The sequence below is a fragment of the Qipengyuania sp. BR81-2 genome, from assembly GCF_055693895.1.
In genome coordinates this window covers 536,851-551,977 of sequence record NZ_CM146344.1, presented here as the reverse complement: position 1 = coordinate 551,977, position 15,127 = coordinate 536,851, and the positions used below count along the sequence as shown (strand labels likewise).

Annotated in this window: 20 protein-coding genes; 10 read left to right on the top strand and 10 right to left on the bottom strand. The window is 63.9% G+C overall.

Translation table 11 applies throughout. The features are described from left to right. Nucleotides 1-68 precede the first annotated feature (68 nt). The 5 genes from glnA to ACZ1G8_RS02765 form a co-directional block, all read right to left on the bottom strand. On the bottom strand, nucleotides 69-1,478 hold the full coding sequence (gene glnA, locus ACZ1G8_RS02785) for a type I glutamate--ammonia ligase (protein WP_472680300.1): 1,410 nt from the start codon (nucleotides 1,476-1,478) through the stop codon (nucleotides 69-71). A 66-nt stretch (nucleotides 1,479-1,544) separates the two neighbouring features. Then, entirely contained in the window at nucleotides 1,545-1,883 is a 339-nt protein-coding gene (locus tag ACZ1G8_RS02780; RefSeq protein WP_472680299.1) for a P-II family nitrogen regulator, read from the bottom strand. Between the two features lie 174 nt (nucleotides 1,884-2,057). Beyond that, nucleotides 2,058-2,996, bottom strand: a complete 939-nt coding sequence (argC, locus tag ACZ1G8_RS02775; protein WP_472680298.1) for an N-acetyl-gamma-glutamyl-phosphate reductase — start codon at nucleotides 2,994-2,996, stop codon at nucleotides 2,058-2,060. Further along, nucleotides 2,993-3,340, bottom strand: coding sequence for a hypothetical protein (locus tag ACZ1G8_RS02770; RefSeq protein WP_472680297.1), 348 nt, complete (start codon nucleotides 3,338-3,340; stop codon nucleotides 2,993-2,995). The genes argC and ACZ1G8_RS02770 overlap by 4 nt, the downstream gene beginning before the upstream one ends. A 72-nt stretch (nucleotides 3,341-3,412) precedes the next feature. After that, entirely contained in the window at nucleotides 3,413-4,801 is a 1,389-nt protein-coding gene (locus tag ACZ1G8_RS02765) for a leucyl aminopeptidase family protein (RefSeq protein WP_472680296.1), read from the bottom strand. A gap of 43 nt (nucleotides 4,802-4,844) precedes the next feature. Here ACZ1G8_RS02765 and ACZ1G8_RS02760 point away from each other — a divergent pair, with 43 nt between their 5' ends. Both ACZ1G8_RS02760 and map read left to right on the top strand, forming a co-directional pair. Continuing rightward, nucleotides 4,845-5,663, top strand: a complete 819-nt coding sequence (locus ACZ1G8_RS02760) for an RsiV family protein (protein WP_472680295.1) — start codon at nucleotides 4,845-4,847, stop codon at nucleotides 5,661-5,663. 41 nt (nucleotides 5,664-5,704) lie between these two features. Then, a complete protein-coding gene (gene map / locus ACZ1G8_RS02755; protein WP_472680294.1) occupies nucleotides 5,705-6,532 on the top strand; it encodes a type I methionyl aminopeptidase in 828 nt (275 codons plus the stop codon). 3 nt (nucleotides 6,533-6,535) lie between these two features. On the opposite strand, the gene ACZ1G8_RS02750 is transcribed toward map, so the two are convergent. The 3 genes from ACZ1G8_RS02750 to ccmA form a co-directional block, all read right to left on the bottom strand. Next, nucleotides 6,536-7,111, bottom strand: a complete 576-nt coding sequence (locus ACZ1G8_RS02750) for a DnaJ domain-containing protein (RefSeq protein ID WP_472680293.1) — start codon at nucleotides 7,109-7,111, stop codon at nucleotides 6,536-6,538. Nucleotides 7,112-7,207: 96 nt separating this feature from the next. Next, nucleotides 7,208-7,864, bottom strand: a complete 657-nt coding sequence (locus ACZ1G8_RS02745; protein ID WP_472680292.1) for a heme exporter protein CcmB — start codon at nucleotides 7,862-7,864, stop codon at nucleotides 7,208-7,210. Continuing rightward, on the bottom strand, nucleotides 7,861-8,442 hold the full coding sequence (ccmA, locus tag ACZ1G8_RS02740; protein ID WP_472680291.1) for a heme ABC exporter ATP-binding protein CcmA: 582 nt from the start codon (nucleotides 8,440-8,442) through the stop codon (nucleotides 7,861-7,863). Before ccmA ends, ACZ1G8_RS02745 begins: the two co-directional genes overlap by 4 nt. Nucleotides 8,443-8,513: 71 nt before the next feature. Here ccmA and ACZ1G8_RS02735 point away from each other — a divergent pair, with 71 nt between their 5' ends. Next, a complete protein-coding gene (locus ACZ1G8_RS02735; protein ID WP_221427873.1) occupies nucleotides 8,514-8,804 on the top strand; it encodes a 4a-hydroxytetrahydrobiopterin dehydratase in 291 nt (96 codons plus the stop codon). 2 nt (nucleotides 8,805-8,806) lie between these two features. On the opposite strand, the gene ACZ1G8_RS02730 is transcribed toward ACZ1G8_RS02735, so the two are convergent. Then, a complete protein-coding gene (locus ACZ1G8_RS02730) occupies nucleotides 8,807-9,613 on the bottom strand; it encodes an SDR family oxidoreductase (RefSeq protein WP_472680290.1) in 807 nt (268 codons plus the stop codon). Between the two features lie 15 nt (nucleotides 9,614-9,628). Then, complete coding sequence (locus tag ACZ1G8_RS02725) at nucleotides 9,629-10,246, bottom strand: DNA-3-methyladenine glycosylase family protein (RefSeq protein WP_472680289.1); 618 nt, start codon at nucleotides 10,244-10,246, stop codon at nucleotides 9,629-9,631. A gap of 87 nt (nucleotides 10,247-10,333) precedes the next feature. Here ACZ1G8_RS02725 and ACZ1G8_RS02720 point away from each other — a divergent pair, with 87 nt between their 5' ends. The 7 genes from ACZ1G8_RS02720 (at nucleotide 10,334) to ACZ1G8_RS02690 (ending at nucleotide 15,126) form a co-directional block, all read left to right on the top strand. Beyond that, on the top strand, nucleotides 10,334-10,651 hold the full coding sequence (locus tag ACZ1G8_RS02720) for a 2Fe-2S iron-sulfur cluster-binding protein (RefSeq protein WP_472680288.1): 318 nt from the start codon (nucleotides 10,334-10,336) through the stop codon (nucleotides 10,649-10,651). A gap of 42 nt (nucleotides 10,652-10,693) precedes the next feature. Beyond that, nucleotides 10,694-11,710 (top strand): cysteine synthase A, encoded by a 1,017-nt coding sequence (locus ACZ1G8_RS02715; protein WP_472680287.1) that lies wholly within the window; start codon nucleotides 10,694-10,696, stop codon nucleotides 11,708-11,710. A 32-nt stretch (nucleotides 11,711-11,742) separates the two neighbouring features. Next, nucleotides 11,743-12,102 (top strand): hypothetical protein, encoded by a 360-nt coding sequence (locus ACZ1G8_RS02710; RefSeq protein WP_472680286.1) that lies wholly within the window; start codon nucleotides 11,743-11,745, stop codon nucleotides 12,100-12,102. Then, entirely contained in the window at nucleotides 12,080-12,832 is a 753-nt protein-coding gene (locus ACZ1G8_RS02705; RefSeq protein ID WP_472680285.1) for an ABC transporter, read from the top strand. The genes ACZ1G8_RS02710 and ACZ1G8_RS02705 overlap by 23 nt, the downstream gene beginning before the upstream one ends. Before the next feature lie 361 nt (nucleotides 12,833-13,193). After that, entirely contained in the window at nucleotides 13,194-13,679 is a 486-nt protein-coding gene (locus tag ACZ1G8_RS02700) for a division/cell wall cluster transcriptional repressor MraZ (RefSeq protein ID WP_221427880.1), read from the top strand. Continuing rightward, on the top strand, nucleotides 13,676-14,614 hold the full coding sequence (gene rsmH / locus ACZ1G8_RS02695) for a 16S rRNA (cytosine(1402)-N(4))-methyltransferase RsmH (RefSeq protein ID WP_472680284.1): 939 nt from the start codon (nucleotides 13,676-13,678) through the stop codon (nucleotides 14,612-14,614). Before ACZ1G8_RS02700 ends, rsmH begins: the two co-directional genes overlap by 4 nt. Further along, a complete protein-coding gene (locus ACZ1G8_RS02690; RefSeq protein ID WP_472680283.1) occupies nucleotides 14,611-15,126 on the top strand; it encodes a hypothetical protein in 516 nt (171 codons plus the stop codon). The genes rsmH and ACZ1G8_RS02690 overlap by 4 nt, the downstream gene beginning before the upstream one ends. Nucleotide 15,127: the final 1 nt, after the last annotated feature.

Sequence of the window (15,127 nt, the reverse complement as noted above, 5' to 3'; positions counted from 1 at the left end):
TGCGCAAATAGAAAGGGCCGCCCGGATATGCTCCGAGCGGCCCTTTTCTTGTTCGGTACCGACGCCGCTTAGGCGCTGTAGTACATGTCGAATTCTGCCGGGCACGGCGTGGTTTCGACGCGCAGGACTTCTTCCCACTTCAGTTCGGCATAAGCGTCGATCTGGTCCTTGGTGAAGACGTCGCCCTTGAGCAGGAACTCGTGGTCGGCTTCCAGAGCCTCGAGCGCTTCGCGCAGCGAGCCGCATACGGTCGGAACGTCGGCGAGCTCTGCCGGGGGCAGGTCGTAGAGGTTCTTGTCCATGGCTTCGCCCGGGTGGATCTTGTTGGTGATCCCGTCGAGACCGGCCATCAGCAGCGCTGCATAGGCGAGGTAGGGGTTGGCCATCGCGTCGGGGAAGCGGAATTCCACGCGCTTCGCCTTGTCGCCCGCACCGTAAGGGATGCGGCACGAAGCCGAACGATTGCGCGCCGAATAGGCGAGCAAGACCGGAGCTTCGAAGCCCGGTACCAGGCGCTTGTAGCTGTTGGTGGTCGGGTTGGTGAAGGCATTGAGGGCCTTGGCGTGCTTGATGACACCGCCGATGTAGTAGAGGCAGTTTTCGCTGAGGCCGCCGTACTGGTTGCCTGCGAAGGTCGGCTTGCCGTCGTCCCAGATCGACATGTGGGTGTGCATGCCCGAACCGTTATCGTCCTTGATCGGCTTGGGCATGAAGGTCGCGGTCTTGCCGTAGATATGCGCGACCTGGTGCACGACATACTTGTAGATCTGCATGTTGTCGGCGGTTTCGACGAGCGTGCCGAAGGTGAGGCCGAGCTCGTGCTGCGCTGCGGCCACTTCGTGGTGGTGCTTGTCGCAGGGTAGGCCCATTTCGATCATGGTCGAGACCATTTCGCCGCGGATGTCGACGGCGCTATCGACCGGTGCCACGGGGAAGTAACCGCCCTTGGCGCGCGGACGGTGAGCGAGGTTGCCGCTCTCGTATTCCTTGCCCGAGTTGGTCGGCAGTTCGATGTCGTCGATGGCGTAGCCCGAACCGGCATAGCCGTCTTCGAAGCGGACATCGTCGAACATGAAGAATTCGGCTTCCGGGCCGACGTAGATGGTGTCGCCGACGCCGGTCGACTTGAGAAATGCTTCGGCGCGCTTGGCGGTCGTGCGCGGATCGCGGGCATACCATTCACCGGTCGACGGCTCGACGATGTCGCAGAACATGATGAGCATCGGCTCGGCGCTGAACGGGTCGAGATAGACGCGCTCGAGATCGGGCTTCAGGATCATGTCGCTTTCGTTGATGACCTTCCAGCCGGCGATCGACGAACCGTCGAACATCAGGCCGTCTTCGAGCTCGTCTTCACCCAGAACCTTGGCGACCATGGTCAGGTGCTGCCACTTGCCCTTGGGGTCGGTGAACCTGAGATCGACCCACTCGATGTCCTCGTCCTTGATACGCTTGAGGACGTCTTTCGCACTTGCCATTTGGTTGCCTCCGTTGGGGTAGTTCGTATTGCGCCCGCCTTGTTGCGGGCAGTTAGGTCAGTCGGATCAGATCGCGTCTTCGTCTTTCTCGCCGGTGCGGATGCGCAGCGCGCTTTCGATCGGCGAGACGAAGATCTTGCCATCGCCGATGCGGCCGGTCTGGGCAGCTGCGGCAATGGCCTCGACGGTGCGCTCGGCGATGTCGTCCGAGACGACGACCTCGAGCTTCACCTTGGGCAGGAAGTCGACGACGTATTCGGCGCCGCGATAGAGTTCGGTATGGCCCTTCTGGCGGCCAAAGCCCTTGGCCTCGGTAACGGTGATGCCGGACACGCCGATTTCGTGCAGCGCCTCCTTCACCTCGTCGAGCTTGAAGGGCTTGATGATCGCTTCGATCTTTTTCACGTGTCCACCGGTCCCGTCTGGCGCCGCGCGGGAAAATTCCGCACACAGGCCTAATGTAATTCTGCGCGCGTCGTTCCAAGAAGCGTGCCAACTGCGCAAATGGCGCAAATGCGCGGGTGGTGGATGGCGTGCCGGGCGGTCTTGCCCAAAGGCTGGTCGCGCCGTGCCTAAATTTTAGGCAGCGGTCAGCTTGAGGCCGGCAGTCTCGGGCAATCCGCAAAGCAGGTTGAGGTTCTGCACCGCCGCGCCGCTTGCGCCTTTTCCGAGGTTGTCGAGCCGCGCGACGAGACGCGCGTTCCAGCCGCCTTCATTTCCGAAAACGAACAGCTCCAGTCCATCCGAAGGGGCGGCATCGGTTTCGAGCAGCAGTTCGCCGACGATGCCTTTTTCGCGGACGGTGATGAGGGGCGAGCGCTCGTAAAACGCGGCCAGCGCATCGCGCAGGCTGTCGGCGTGTGGATCGCTTTCCATCGCGCCGAGATGCAACGGAACCTCGACGATCATTCCGCGATAGGCAGGCACGACAGACGGCGCGAACAGTACCGGATGCTCGAGCCCCGCATGCTCCTTCATTTCGGCCAGGTGCTTGTGCGCAAGGTCGTAGCCGTAGGCGCGGAAGGAGGGAGCGCCCTCGGCCTCGAAGCGCTCTATCAAAGCCTTGCCGCCACCCGAGTAACCGCTCACCGCGTTGACGGTGAAGGGCCAGTCTGCGGGCAGCAGGCCTTCGCGCACCAGCGGCGCGACAAGCGCCAGGAAGCCGGTCGGATAGCAGCCGGGATTGCTCACCCGCCGCGCATCTGCGACGCGATCGCTGCCGACCAGTTCGGGGAAGCCATAGCACCAGCCCTCGGCGGTGCGGTGGGCGGAAGACGCATCAATGATGCGCGTGCCCGAAGCAGGGTCGATCAGCTCGACCGCTTCGCGTGCGGCATCGTCGGGCAGGCAGAGGATTGCGACATCCGCCTCGTTCAGCGCTTCGCGTCGCGCTTCGGTGTCCTTGCGGCGGGTATTGTCGAGTGTGATAAGCGTGAATTCGCTGCGCCCGGAAAGACGGTCGGCAATCTCGAGGCCGGTCGTGCCCGCTGCCCCGTCGATAAAGACCTTGTGCGTCACTGGTTGGGTGCGATTGCGCCGAGCCGCAGGTAACCGCTCGGGCCTTCAGGACCCACGGTGACCCAGAGCCAGTCACCGGCCTGGTCGAGCAGTTCGATCTTGCTGCCCGCTGCCAGCGTAGCGCCATCGTCGGCATCGTCGCGCATGGCGATCTTGAGCACGACGTCATTGTCACCGATGTGGCGTTCGTGCGGGATCACGTAGTGCGCTGCGAGGAAATGGTCTGCGAGCGCGATATGCGCCAGGTCGCCGCGCAGCGGCAGCGTGCCGGGCGCAGGTTTCTCCACCGGGCCTTTGAGGCCGACGATACCGGTGGGCAGGTTGTATTTCGCCGTTTCGCTCAACGTGTCGTTTCCCTGTTGCAGTTGCGGGCGCTTACCCTCGCTCTTTTCCCGGGGCAAGCGCGCAAGCTGTCACTATTCCGGTTTGAAACGCTTTTGCAGCATGTGCCAGCTGGCCCTGAGGCCATAGGCATCGCCGCCCTTCGGCCGGCCGGGCTTGGCCGTGGGGCGCCATGCGAAAGTGTCGAAGTGGGCCCAATCGATGCCTTCTCCCACGAACTTGTCGAGAAACAGGCCGGCCACGCTGGCCCCGGCAAAAGCATTGCCGTGCGCGTTGTTGGTGTCGGCAATGTCCGAGGAAAGCCACTCGGCATATGCTTCGGGCAACGGCAGGCGCCACGGTTCGTCATCGACGCCGCGGCCCGCCTCGATCAGCGCGTCGGCGGTACTATCTTCACGGGTCATGAGGGCGGGGTAGTCCGGCCCCAGCGCCACGCGTGCCGCACCGGTCAACGTTGCGAAATCGACGATGAATTCGGGGTTCTCTTCCGATGCACGGGTCAGCGCATCACCGAGGATCAGGCGGCCCTCGGCATCGGTATTGCCGATCTCCACGGTCAGCCCATTGCGCGTCTGGAGCACGTCGCCGGGACGGAAGGCGTTGCCGGCAATCGCGTTCTCGACCGCTGGTACGAAGAGATGCAGTCGGACGGGAAGTTTCGCGCCCATGATGAGCCCGGCGAGCGCAATGGCATGCGCCGCGCCGCCCATGTCCTTTTTCATGAGCAGCATGCCCTTGGAGCTCTTCACGTCGAGCCCGCCGCTGTCGAAACACACGCCCTTGCCGACCACGGCAATCACCGGATCGCTTTCCTTGCCCCAGGTGAGATGCATGATCCGCGGTGCATGGCTGCGCGCGGCGGCGCGCCCGACCGCGTGGACCATCGGGAATTCCTGTTCGAGCGTATCGCCGCGCGTCACCTCAAGCTTGCCACCATGATCCTTGGCGAGTTTCTCGCACTGCTTCTCCAGAGCTGCCGGGCCCATGTCTTCGGCTGGCGTATTCACCAAGTCGCGAACGAGGCAAACCGCGCGCGCCTCGGCCAGCGCCGCGTCGATCTTGCCCGCTTCCTTGGTCAGCAGGATGCGCGGGCCGGTCGGGTTGGCCGGCTTCTTGTAACGCTCGAAAGTGTATTGTGCTGTCTGCCAGCCATGCATGGCGGGGCCGGGATCGCCTTCGGCCCTGCGATAGGTGCCTTCGGGAAGCGTCTCGGCGAGCTTCGCCATGCACCAGCTCGACAGTTCGTCGGGGTTGGCGACGCCGCCGACCACGAACCAGTTGTCACCATCGGGGACGATGCCGACCTGGTAACCCGAACCGTCGAACTTCTGGGCAGCGAGGGCCGCACGCTGTCCGGAGGAGAGCGATTTCACCCAATCCGTGAAACCGGCCTTGTTGACCAGATGGATGGGGATAGCTTCCTGTCCACGGTCTGCCTGGATTAGGTCGGCTTTGTCGGCCATGATATGTCTCTCGCGTGTTTAAGTGTCTCGGCAAGGTAATTCCATGCGCGCGCCCCTGTTCCTGATTTCTCTGGCTCTGTCGAGCGCTGCATGCTCGCAGGCCGAAGAAGACGGTGGTGATGCCTCCGCGCCTCCTCGGCCGCCCGAAGTCCCCCAGCCGCCGGAGGTTCCGGCGGTCGAAGGCGTGGCCTTCAACGATGACGAGGAACGCAGCGGCGGTACGCGCGAGTTCACCTACAGCTGGCCGACTGCCGTTTCGCAGCTGGCGGACCTTGCCGCCATGCTCGAAGCCGAGCGCGGCGAGCTGCTTGCCGAGCAGAAAAGCGAATGGGAGCAGTCGCTGGTCGACTTCCCCGGCGATTGCGTGACCTGCAAGGCCCGCGGGTTCGAAAAGGAATGGATGGTCGTGACCGACCTGCCCGGCTGGCTCTCCCTGTCGGCCGATACCTATATCTACACTGGCGGGGCGCACGGCATGACGGGCAAGCAATCGCTAGTGTGGGACAAGGAACGCTCGGCCGCTCTCAAGGGCATCGAACTGTTCACCTCGCCGGTCGCACTCGAAAACGCGCTCGGCGCGAAACTGTGCGATGCGCTCGACCGTGCGCGGACGCGCAGGCGGGGTGCGCCGGTAAACCGTACGTCCGGCGGCAGCTTCTCCGATTGCCCTGGCCTGGACGAAGCGACCGTGCTGGTCGGATCGTCGAACGACCAGACCTTCGACCGCATCGGCGTTTATTTCGGACCCTATGTCGCAGGGCCCTATGCCGAGGGAGCCTATGAGCTCAATTTCCCGGTCACCGCTTCGGTCATCGATGCCGTGAAGCCCGAATATGCCAGCGCTTTCAGGGTGAAACGCTGACGCTCTCGCAATTCGCGCGCAGCATCGCTACATGGGCGCGCATGACCGAATACCAGGTAATCGACAGCGAACAGACCGTCTATCGTGACGGGACCATCAAGCTTCACGGGCCCGAGGGCTACGAGGGCATGCGCAAGGCCGGGCGCCTTGCCGCCGAGATCCTCGACGAGCTGACCGAATTCGTGCAGCCGGGCGTGACCACCGGCGCGATCGACGACAAGGTCCGCGAGATGATGCTCGATGCTGGCGCAGTGCCTGCGACGATGGGCTATCGCGGTTATGCGCACAGCTGCTGCACCTCGATCAATCACGTTATCTGTCACGGCATCCCGGGCGACAAGGCGCTGAAGGACGGCGACATCGTCAATATCGACGTCACCCCGCTATTGGACGGCTGGCACGGCGACACGAGCCGGATGTATTTCGCCGGCGAGCCTGCGCTCAAGGCGCGCAAGCTGGTGGATGTGACCTATGAATGCCTCATGCTCGGCATCGAGGCGGCGAGCCAGCCCGGCGCGCGTCTCGGCGATATCGGCGCGGTGATCGAAGCGCACGCAAAGTCGCATCGCTACGGAGTGGTACAGGAGTTTTGCGGGCACGGTCTCGGCCGCCTGTTCCACGACGCGCCTGAAGTGATCCACACCGGCCGCAAGGGCACCGGCCCGCTGCTGAAGCCGGGCATGTTCTTCACGATCGAACCGATGATCAACCTCGGTCGCCCGCACGCCAAGATGCTGCGCGACGGCTGGACCGCGGTCACGCGCGACAAGTCGCTCTCGGCCCAGTTCGAACATTCGATCGGGATCACCGAAGACGGCATGGAGATTTTCACCACCAGTCCGCGCGGCCTGCACAAGCCGCCGTACTAGGGCTTATTCCGCTTCCGGCCTGGATTGCTCGAGGAGTAGCTTTTCCTTCTCGGCGCGGCTTTGTGAAATCACGTGATCGACACCTTCGATGGTGATCGCCAGCTCGCTCTGCTGAGTGATCTGGATGAATCCCTTCGATTTCAGGTACCAGGTGTGGAATTCGAAGCTCTCGTCCGAACAGCCGATTTCCGACTGGATGCGATAGGGCATGACGCCCGGCTGGTCCGCCCGTTCGCGGCGGCGCTTGTAGAGGGCGAGCAGGATCTTCTCATGAGCCTCGGCATCCTCGATCGCCGAGGAACCGTCGATGATGATGTCGTCGCGCGGCTTGGCGGCAGCGGGCTTTAGCCCGAGTTCAGCTTCGTAAAGCCGGTCGTATTCGGCGCGCCGCTTCGAGTCCTTCAGGACCTTGTAGGCCCGCGTGACGTCCTGGAATTTCTCGACGTCAGCGGTCTCTGAGTGGTCGGGATGATAGAGCTGCGCGAGGTGGCGGTAGGCTTTTTCCACCATCGACCGGTCGCAGGACGCATCGATCTGCAACAAGGCATAGAAATCTATGAACTCTTCATCGTCTTCCATTGCGATGCCCCCAGTACCCGGTCCACGAATAGTGTCTGCTATTCAATCATAGCAGCAGTGTCACTTACTCAAAAAGGCTAGTCGCAGATTTGTCGTCTAGTTTTCGCGCGAAGCCCGGATCGCGGCACCTGCCGCAAAGGGAGCGACAGCGACGAGAACGAGGCTGATCGCCGCCGTCAGCAGGATCGCACTGTCGTCGGGCCGGGCGAGTGCGCCGGCACCGAAGATGAGGATCGGCACAGCGAGGGGGATCACCATCAGCCCCGCAAGCGCCGCGCCCCCGCGCATCGCCGCGGTGAGTGCCGCGACCGTCAGGCCCACTGCGGCAAGGCCGGGCGTACCTGCGAGGAGGCCGAGAAGCACCGTCCGCGTCGTCTCGCCCGAAAGGCCGAGCAGTGCCGCTGCGGGCAGGGTGGCGACCAGCAGCAGCGGGGCAAAGGCTAGCCAGTGCGCGGCAAGGCGGATCGCCATCGCCAGCTCTTCCGAAATCCCGCGAAGGTGCAATTGGTCGAAAGTGCCGTTCTCGACATCGCCCGCAACGAGCTTTTCGAGCGGCAGGATCGCGGCGAGCAGCGCAGCGACCCAAATCACGCCTCCGCCTGTCCGCGCGAGCAATTGCGCGTCCGGCCCGACGGCGAAGGGGTACAGCATCGCCACGGCGAGGAAGAACAGCAGCGGCAGGACGCCTCCTTGTGTGCCGCCGGGCATCAGCAGTCCGAGATCGCGGCGAAGCAGGGCGAGGGCGGGGCTCATGCGGCGAAGTCCTCGATCGCGAGCGTTTCCGCATCGGGCAGCACCATCCCCTGGTGCGAGGCGACCACTGCGATCCCGCCTCCCGAACAATGCAGGGCCACGAGCGCCTCGACGCTTTTCTGGGCCTGTGTGTCGAGGCCGTTCAGCGGCTCGTCGAGCAGCCAGATGGGGCAATTGCGATTGAGCAGCCGCGCGAAGGCCGCGCGCTTTTTCTGGCCGGTCGAAAGGAAGCGCACCGGCACGTCGAGCAGCTCTTCCAGCTGCAGGACTTCCAAGGCACGCGACGGGTCGCCGCAACCGTCGATCCGCTCCCAGAATGCGAGCGCCTTGCCCAGCGGCTGGTTCGCGTCGAGCGCCAGTGTCTCGTCGATCAGCCCCATCGCGCCTTTCGTGCTGACCTCGCCAGAAAAAGGCTTCAGAAGTCCTGCAAGAATGCGGATCAGGCTCGACTTGCCGACACCATTCGATCCCGTCACCTGCAGCGCATCACCGGGCGCGCAGCTTAGCGACAGCCCTTTGAAGAGCAGCCTCTCGCCACGGCGGCATGCGATGTCGTTTGCGATGAGCTGCGCTTGCATGGCGCGCAGCGTTAGGCAAAAGGCCCCGAGCCCACAAGAAGGGCGCGACCAGCTAGAGGAGATTCGCAGTCATGCCCGTCGAGGAACTTACCGCCGAAGAACGTGACAGCTGGCTGCGCGCACTGCCCGAGTGGACGCTCACCCGCGAAGGCAAGGCGATCGAACGCAAGTTCGAGTTCACCGATTTCGCCGAGGCTTTCGCATTTATGACGCGCATCGCGATCATCGCGGAAAAGCGCGATCACCACCCCGAATGGTTCAACGTCTACAACAAGGTCGAGATCACGCTGACCACGCATGACGCAGGCGGGCTGTCCCTGCGCGACGTCAACATGGCCAAGAAGATCGACAAGCTCGTCTAGGCTTACTTCCCGAGCGGGCGGAAGCTCTCGCGGGTCTGCTTGCGCACGCGGCCCGGCAGCCAGCGTGCGCCGAAAGCGATGCTCTTGGCAGTCTTGCCCACAAGCGTGTGAAGCTTTTCGCCGTGCACTGCGTCCCACGCGGCCTTGGCCACTTCCTCTACCGGCGTAATCTCGAGGCCCGCCTCTTTCACGCGGCTGCGGATGTCCTCGTTGCTTTTCGCATTGGGATTGTGGTCGAGAAGCGGCGTATCGATGAAGCTGGGCATGATCGAGCGGACCTTGATGCCGTCTTCCGCCCATTCGCCGTCGAGGCTCTCGGTAATCGCGCGAACGCCGAATTTGGTCGCAGAATAGACGCTCGCGCCGGGGGTGCCGTAGACGCCCGCCGCGCTAGCAGTGTTGAGCAGGCACGAGCCCGGCGCAGTCTTCTTGAGGTGCGGATAGGCCGCCTGCGCGCCGAACAGTACGCCCTTCAGGTTGATGTCGAGGCAGCGCTCGATTTCCTCGGTGCTGTTATCGGTCAGCGAGCCGCCGAGCGGGATGCCGGCATTGTTGGCCAGCACGTCGATCCGGCTGCCCGCAGCAGTAGCAAAGCCGTCGAGCGCTTCGTCCCAGTCCGCGCGTTCGCGCACGTCGAACTTGTGCTGGTAGCTGAAGCCGTGGCCCATCATGCCGAGTGTTTCGCGCATGCCTGCCTCGTCGACATCGCCCACGCCGACGAACCAGTCGCGCTCCGCGAAATAGAGCGCGATCGCGCGCCCAATGCCCGATGCGCCACCAGTGACGAAGATTGCCTTGCGCGTGCTCATTTTTCCCCTCTCGAATTACAGTGCCGGATCGGCATAGGCATGCCAGGTGAAGATGGCCATGGCCCCGCGATAGGGCTTCCACCTTTCCGCCAGCACGCGGGTTTCCTTCTCGCTCGGCCGCTCCGGCAAGTCGAGTAGCTTCCCGCAAGCCGCCTGCACGGCGAGATCGCCGGCAGGCCAGATGTCCTGACGCCCTTCGGCAAACAGCAGGTAGATTTCCGCCGACCAGCGGCCGATGCCCTTGATGCGGGTGAGCTCGGCAATCGCTTCCTCGTCGTCCGACGGCAGGTCCTCTAGATCGAGCTCGCCGCCTGCCACCAGTTCGCACAGGCTGCGCGCGTAACCCTGCTTCTGGCGCGACAGCCCGCAGCCTCGCAGCGTGTCGAAATCGCGTGCGAGCAGTTCGTGTGCGTGCATTTCCTCGCCCAGCTCGGCCTCTAGCTTGTTCCAGACCGAGGATGCTGCCGCCACGCTCACCTGCTGGCCGACAATGGTGCGCAGCAATGTACGATATCCCGTCTCGCGGATGCGCGCCTCGGGATAGCCAACGCGTTCGAGCGCGCCTGCAACCACGGGGTCGTCGTTAGCCACCGCATCGAGATGTTCGCGTATCTGCGCTTTGGTGAGACCCATAGTGTGACTTGCCTTCCCGCCTCGCTTTGAATAGCAGCCCTTCGCATACGGCCCGCGCGGCGGGCGACGCAACACAGGAATGCATCGATGCCCAAGCTGATCGTCACCACCCGTGAAGGCGAAACTTCCGAAATCCAGGTCGACGACGGCCTGACCGTGATGGAAGCCATCCGCGATAACGGCTTCGATGAACTGCTGGCGCTGTGCGGCGGTTGCTGCAGCTGCGCGACCTGCCACGTGCATGTCGATCCCGAATTCACCGGCAAGCTTCCGGAAATGAGCGAAGACGAGGACGATCTGCTCGAGAGCTCGGACCACCGCGTCGAAACCTCTCGTCTCTCCTGCCAGATCCCCTTCACCGGCGATCTCGACGGGCTGAAGGTTACTATTGCCCCGGAAGATTGATCTTGTTTGCGTGAGGAGGCACCCGAGCCTACCTCGGCCAGTATGACACAAATTCCCGTACGCGAGCGCACGCTCGACCTGATCGGCAATACTCCGCTGGTGCGGCTCGAAGGCCCCAGCAAGGAAGCCGGCTGCGACATCTATGGCAAATGTGAATTCGCCAACCCCGGCGCTTCGGTGAAGGACCGCGCCGCGCTTTACATCATCCGTGACGCAGAAGCGCGCGGCGAGCTGAAGCCGGGCGGCTGCGTTGTCGAAGGAACTGCCGGCAACACCGGCATCGGCATCGCGCTGGTGGCAAATGCGCTGGGCTATAAGACGATCATCGTCATGCCCGACAATCAGTCGAGCGAGAAGATGGCGACCCTGCGCGCATTGGGTGCCGAACTCGTCACCGTGCCGCCGACCAAATATGCCGACCCCAACCACTTCCAGCACGTCTCGCGCCGCATGGCGGAAGAGACCGAGGGCGCGATCTGGGCAGGCCAGTTCGACAATACCGCCAACCGCAAGGCGCATATCGAGGGCACGGCAAAGGAAATCTGGGAGCAGACCGGAGGCCGGATCGACGGCTTCACCTGCGCGGCTGGTACCGGCGGCACGATCGCAGGCGTCGGCATGGGCCTCAAGGAATTCGACGAGAACGTCGTCATTGCGCTGACCGACCCGCACGGTGCCGCGCTCTACAATTATTACGCCAATGGCGAACTGAAGGGCGAGGGCTCTTCGGTTGCCGAGGGCATCGGGCAGGGCCGCATTACCGGCAACCTCGAAGGTGCGCCGATCGATACGCAGTTCCGCATCTCGGACGAGGAAGGCCTCGGCTGGGTTGCGCGGCTGCTGCGCGAAGAGGGCCTCTGCCTCGGCCTGTCGAGTGGGATCAACGTTGCCGGCGCGGTCGCGCTGGGCAAGCAGCTGGTGGCCGAAGGGCGCGAGAATCCGCGGGTCGTGACAATCCTTTGTGATACCGGCTTCCGCTACCTCTCGACGCTCTACAATGCCGACTGGCTGCGTTCGAAGGACCTGCCGGTCTTCGAGTGGCTCGAAGACGGCGATTGACGCGAGCGGCGGCAAAGCCCAAGTTTTCGGCCATGCCACGCCATTTCGACCTTACCCGTGATAAGCCGCGCCTAGAGGAAGTGACCGAGGTGCCGCTTGGCGGCACGCGCGCGCAGGCCATGCAGCGCCTGCAGGTGGGTGTCGGCGGAGTTGTGCTCATGATCCTCCTCGTCGGTCTTGCCAGCCTGATCCAGGACCGCACGCGCGAAGTCGATGCGGCCGCGGTTCCGGCAGCTGCGCCGACCACCGAACCGAGCGCTGCGCCGACTCAGAACGATCCGCTGGTCGAAGCGGGCGTCGTTCCCGACCTGCCCGCTCAGCCGACGCCCACGCAGTCGCCCGCCGTCGTCCCGGAACAGGGCAGCCAGAATGCCGACCAGCCCGCGCGCTAGCGTGCTCGCCGTCTCGCTGGGCCTGCTGCTGGCCGCGTGCAATGCCGCGCCGGAGGCCAATGGCGATCTCGGTGGTAACGCAAGCGGACCGATGCTGGGTCTTTTCAGCACGCTTCCGATCTACTGGGGCGAGGGCGCGGACATTTCTTCGATGATCGACGGGGGCAGCCAGCCGGGGTGGGTGCGCGCACAGCTGGAGGAAGATCGCACGCTTGCGCCGCTCGATACGCTCGAGGCAGATGCGCTCGAAGGGCTGGAAGAGGTCGTGCTCGCGCAGCCAAGACCGCTCGCGCCATCGGAAAACGTGGCCTTCGATGCCTGGCTGCGTGCCGGCGGGAAGGCGCTCATCTTCGCCGATCCCGTGCTGACCCAGCACAGCGAGTTCGCGATCGGCGACCCGCGCCGTCCGCACGACATGGTCCTCATCTCTCCGTTGCTCACGCGCTGGGGCCTCGAACTGAAGTTCGACGATGCGCAGCCGGAAGAGCAGCGCGAAGCGGCATTCGGGCAAGTCGCCGTCCCGGTTGAGCTTGCAGGAGAGTTCGCAATTTCGGGCGATGATCCGAAGGCGCAATGCACGATCGCCGAAAGCGGCATTGCCGCCCGCTGCAGCCTGGGCGAGGGCGAGGTGCTCCTGATCGCCGATGCGGCGCTTCTGGACGACCACTACGATACGCCCGAACGCCGCGAAGCGCTCGCCGCTCTCACCGCTTCCATCTTCGGGGAATAGGGCCTCACGGGAAATTGCGGGACTCGGCCCGGGATATTGCGGGACTCGGGCGGGGAAACCACGGGATTACTTGTGATTCTCGGGACTTTTCCGTGGTTTGCATTTACGCTTTGGCAAGGATTCGGCCCACTGTTCACAGAAATAAGTGAATTAAAATCAGGTACTTACAGATTAATCCCGTAAAATCCCGCAATTTTCCCTTTCATCCCCGCGTCTCCCGCGATAAATCCAACACACATCGGACTTGCCAGTGTCTTTGCGCGCATCGCCATTCGCGAAGCGGGCCGGCGGAGCCTTGCGCTTCGGCGGACGGAGGAGGTGTGTCCGGGGAGGATAAGAAACGCCAGCTGGGGACAGGGCAGTGCAATTCGGAGGGTACAGCGGACAAGCCTATTCGCCTGCGGGCGATAAGGGCCGCTTTGTGCTCCCGCCGCTGTTCCGCAAGGCCGTCAAGGAAAGCTCCGACGGCCGTGTCCTGTGCCTCATGAAGCACCCGACCTGGAACTGCCTCACCGGCTTCGGCCTTTCGCGCAAGAACGAACTCGACGCCCAGCTCGATCGCGAGGAAGAGCTCGCATACAAGGTCGGCCGCGACTTCGACCGCGACACCCGCGCCAGCCAACTCTTCGGCTTTGTCGAACTGCCCTTCGACGACAGCGGCCGCTTCGTCATGCCCGAACACCTGCGCACTCTCGGCCGGATCGAGGATGGTCTCTACTTCCAGGGCGGTGGCCGCTTCTTCACGCTGTGGAATCCCGCGCAGCTCGCCGAAATGGGTGACGATTGGGCCAGCGCCAAGGCCGCCTGCGAAAGCTTCCTTGCCGACGCGAAGGCGAAGGGCAAATGAGCGAAGCACCCCACATCCCCGTCCTCCTCGACGAGGTGATCGAGGCACTCGACCCGCAGCCGGGCGACGTGCTGATCGACGCGACATTCGGCGCGGGCGGCTACACCCGCGCGCTTCTGGAACGCGGTGCCGTCGTGCACGCGTTCGACCGGGATCCCGACGCTATTGCTGCGGGTCGCGCCTGGCGGGAGACGGAGGAAAATCCGCCCCGCCTCATTCTTCATCCGCATCGCTTTTCCGAGATGCTCGAAGTCATGCGCGATGCCGGCATCGGAAGCGTCGACGGCGTCGTCATGGATATCGGCGTTTCCTCGATGCAGCTCGATCAGGCCGAGCGCGGCTTTGCCTTCTCCGCCGACGGCCCGCTCGACATGCGCATGAGCCAGGAGGGCGAAAGCGCTGCGGACTTCCTCAACACTGCCGAGGAAAGCCGGATCGCGGACGTGATCTACCAGTATGGCGAGGAACGCCAGTCGCGCCGAGTGGCCCGCGCGATCGTCGCCGCACGCCCGCTGGAGACGACCGGCGAGCTGGCGCGCGTCGTGCGAAAGGCGCTTGGCTACAAGCCGAGCGACAAGAAGGACCCGGCCACCCGCACATTCCAGGCCATCAGAATTCACGTGAACGGCGAGCTCGACGAACTGTCCCAAGGGTTGTCGGCTGCCGAACACTTGCTGCGCGAAGGGGGCCGCCTTGCGGTGGTCAGCTTCCACAGCCTCGAAGACCGGATCGTCAAGCGCTACCTGCGCGAGGCATCCTCGACCCCGAGCGCCTCGCGACATGTCCCCATGGTCGCGCAGGTCGATCCGGTCTTCTCAAGAGTTTCCAAAGCGATCAAGCCGTCGCAGGCCGAGATCGAGCGCAACCCGCGCTCGCGTTCCTCCGTGCTGCGCCACGCCGTGCGCACCTCCACTCCCGCGAGGGAGGCGGCATGACGACGCACACCTCCCGCCTGCGCCAGATCGGCTGGCTCGTGCTGCTCGGTGCATGCCTCGCGGCGTTCCTCGCGCTGACCTTCAAGGTCAATGCGGTGAAGAGCGACGTGCGCCTTGTCGAACGCCAGATCATTGCGGCAGAGCGCGCCAAGCAGATGCTTGAAACCGAGTTCCAGACACGCGCCAACCAGCACCAGTTGGCGAACTGGAACCGGGTCGAATTCGGCTACAGCGCTCCGCGCGCCGACCAGTATCTCGAACAGGAACGCCAGCTGGCCGTCCTAGGAACGCCGCGCGGTATCGATGCGCCGCAGCCCATCCGTGTCGCCATGGCAGATGCCGGCGAGCGCGAGGAAGAGGGGCTGTTCGACGAATGGCTCGGCTCGGACGACACGACGCAGGTCGCGGTCGTGCAACCGGCCGAACCATCTAGGCGTCTCGCAACCAGCCTCGCCCAGCGACTGGCCCAGCCCGCTCGTGTCTCGGTAGCAGCGGCAGAGGTTGGCCAGTGAA

Bases quoted from the DNA above. Each gene is read 5' to 3' on its own strand.
- glnA (WP_472680300.1), bottom strand. From the start codon at position 1,478: ATGGCAAGTGCGAAAGACGTCCTCAAGCGTATCAAGGACGAGGACATC.
- ACZ1G8_RS02765 (WP_472680296.1), bottom strand. From the start codon at position 4,801: ATGGCCGACAAAGCCGACCTAATCCAGGCAGACCGTGGACAGGAAGCT.
- ACZ1G8_RS02760 (WP_472680295.1), top strand. From the start codon at position 4,845: ATGCGCGCGCCCCTGTTCCTGATTTCTCTGGCTCTGTCGAGCGCTGCA.
- map (WP_472680294.1), top strand. From the start codon at position 5,705: ATGACCGAATACCAGGTAATCGACAGCGAACAGACCGTCTATCGTGAC.
- ACZ1G8_RS02750 (WP_472680293.1), bottom strand. From the start codon at position 7,111: ATGGAAGACGATGAAGAGTTCATAGATTTCTATGCCTTGTTGCAGATC.
- ACZ1G8_RS02745 (WP_472680292.1), bottom strand. From the start codon at position 7,864: ATGAGCCCCGCCCTCGCCCTGCTTCGCCGCGATCTCGGACTGCTGATG.
- ccmA (WP_472680291.1), bottom strand. From the start codon at position 8,442: ATGCAAGCGCAGCTCATCGCAAACGACATCGCATGCCGCCGTGGCGAG.
- ACZ1G8_RS02735 (WP_221427873.1), top strand. From the start codon at position 8,514: ATGCCCGTCGAGGAACTTACCGCCGAAGAACGTGACAGCTGGCTGCGC.
- ACZ1G8_RS02730 (WP_472680290.1), bottom strand. From the start codon at position 9,613: ATGAGCACGCGCAAGGCAATCTTCGTCACTGGTGGCGCATCGGGCATT.
- ACZ1G8_RS02725 (WP_472680289.1), bottom strand. From the start codon at position 10,246: ATGGGTCTCACCAAAGCGCAGATACGCGAACATCTCGATGCGGTGGCT.
- ACZ1G8_RS02720 (WP_472680288.1), top strand. From the start codon at position 10,334: ATGCCCAAGCTGATCGTCACCACCCGTGAAGGCGAAACTTCCGAAATC.
- ACZ1G8_RS02715 (WP_472680287.1), top strand. From the start codon at position 10,694: ATGACACAAATTCCCGTACGCGAGCGCACGCTCGACCTGATCGGCAAT.
- ACZ1G8_RS02710 (WP_472680286.1), top strand. From the start codon at position 11,743: ATGCCACGCCATTTCGACCTTACCCGTGATAAGCCGCGCCTAGAGGAA.
- ACZ1G8_RS02705 (WP_472680285.1), top strand. From the start codon at position 12,080: ATGCCGACCAGCCCGCGCGCTAGCGTGCTCGCCGTCTCGCTGGGCCTG.
- rsmH (WP_472680284.1), top strand. From the start codon at position 13,676: ATGAGCGAAGCACCCCACATCCCCGTCCTCCTCGACGAGGTGATCGAG.
- ACZ1G8_RS02690 (WP_472680283.1), top strand. From the start codon at position 14,611: ATGACGACGCACACCTCCCGCCTGCGCCAGATCGGCTGGCTCGTGCTG.